We start from the raw sequence: 2,118 nt of genomic DNA on the forward strand, positions 1-2,118 counted from the left end.
GCTCGTCAAGGCTGTACTTGCGCAGAATCTTGCCGACCCGCGTGACTCGAGGGTCGTTCTTGATTTTGAACAGAACGCCATTGCCTTCGTTGCGGTCAGCGAGTTCGGAGAGTCGTTCCTCCGCGTCTACGACCATTGAACGGAACTTGAGCATCCCGAAATGAGCGCCTTCGATACCCACACGCTCCTGTTTGAAAAAAACTGGACCCCGACTCTCAAGTTTGACCATAATCGCTACCAGTGCCATGAGCGGGGTCGCGAGGAGAATAAGTCCGGCCGATACGACGACGTCAAAGAGTCGTTTTGCCACTCGTTGACCGCCCTCCAACGTGGGAGTAGTGACGTGAATCAACGGCAGACCGGCGACTTGCTGTGTGTGAATTCGAGGTCCCGCTATGTCGGTTAACGCGGGGGCCATTATCAATGCGACGTTCCTTGAGGCCAGTTCCCATCCCAAATGCCGGAGGATCTGGGGGTGAAGTTGAACCCCCGCCGACACGGCCACGGCATCGGCTCCGCAGCGATCGATTGCTTCCAAAATCGACGGGGTGTCCGCACGCCACCCAAGAATGGGAAGGCCAGATTCCTCTTCGATTGCGAGACCACCGTGCGTGCCAGGAGTGTAGGCGGCGATGGGTAGATAGCCAGCATGTTTGGCGCGGTCCAATGAAGCTGCGAGATGAGCAACAGCGCTGGGACCACCTAACAGCAGCAGACGAGACATGCTCCGGCCATTTTGGCGATTGACGCTTAGGTGCTGTCTTAGCAGCCACCGGCCAAGAAGCAGCCCGGCAAGTCCGACGGGAAGGGCTATGCCGACATAGCCGCGGGCCGTGTCAACACGGAAAATGTACGAAACGATTGCAACAAGGCCGAACAACCAGAGGGATGCAGAGGCTACTCCCTTATATTGGTCTGCGCCGGCACCGAGGATAAGGCTCTGCCGAGAGTTCCACGCACCTAACATGAACCACCAGAGTCCGGCCAGTACGGCTGATAGCCAGACGTACGTGAGCTCTTGGCCGGAAACCATGAAATTGGGTTCTACTCCAAATCTCACTACGTAAGCCCCAGAGACCGCCCACGTGACGACGAACCCGTCCACCGTCCGTAAGAGACGGGACGTCCGAATGCGCCAATCAGCCACCGTCGTCACTCATTTCAAAAGTTGTTCTATATTCGACGGGAATCCCCCGGACCAAAGGATACATGCCTTCAACCGGCCATCCGAATGTTGCCTGCCGTGGGGATCGGGAGCGCTTGAAACATAGCAGCCGCTGAGGACAAAATACGCGTCCAATGTGGAGGTGACGTTGGTGGTGCCGCTCCAACGGAGGCGGTATCGCTAAGTGGCAAAGGACGACTGCAGAATCGGGCAACGGCTACTCCTCTAGTACGTGGCCTAAGGCCAGGCTGATTCTTCGAGCACTGGACAGTCGTCGGGAATCAGAGCTGTACCGAGCCCAGACCTCGCTCAATCGATTTCTCAGCTCCGCCGAGGAACACGTGATTCCGAAGGGCCCTACGTAAGGCTCAGTCTCATCTGCCCCTATAATTTGGACTTGGTCACCTGGATCTCCCAGCGAGCAACGAAGCGTCCACACATGTGACATCAACCCCAAAGAGCTAAGGACCAGGAATTGACTAGTGATCTCCCATACGAGGGCCTTCTTGGCCGAGCCCGTTCTGTTGCCATCATCGGCACGCGTGGATATCCCAGCTACTACGGTGGGTTCGAGACTGCGGTTCGGAAGTTGGCACCGTACTTGAGTGATGCAGGCTGGGCTGTCACCGTGTACGGCCGTAAGGGCGCGACACGTGCCGACGATCTGGCCCGAGACCCCCGCGTTGCATCGGTTGAAACATTTGGCCTGGAAAAGAAGTCGCTAAGCACGTTGACATATGGTCTGACTGCCGTGCTTCACGCAATTCGTCGCCGGCCTGACGTCGTTCTAGTCATGAACGTGGCCAACGGTTACTGGCTGCCATTGCTCCGCATTTTTCGAATTCCGACTGTAGTGAATGTCGATGGTATGGAATGGGAGAGAGCAAAGTGGGGGCCGGTCGCCAAATTCGTCTTCAAACTCGGAGCCAAACTCACGGCTCGATTTGCAAACC

General features: G+C 56.8%; 2 protein-coding genes. One reads left to right on the plus strand and one right to left on the minus strand.

All coding sequences use genetic code 11. The features are described 5' to 3' along the window. The coding region (locus LQV45_RS35830; RefSeq protein ID WP_308288937.1) for a sugar transferase at positions 1-724 on the minus strand (724 nt) is incomplete at its 3' end. Between the two features lie 916 nt (positions 725-1,640). Between LQV45_RS35830 and LQV45_RS27655 the strand changes: the two genes are divergently transcribed. Next, positions 1,641-2,118, plus strand: a 478-nt coding sequence (locus tag LQV45_RS27655; RefSeq protein WP_230010068.1) for a DUF1972 domain-containing protein, incomplete at its 3' end; no start/stop codon positions are given.

Source organism: Microbacterium sp. Bi128, assembly GCF_918698205.1.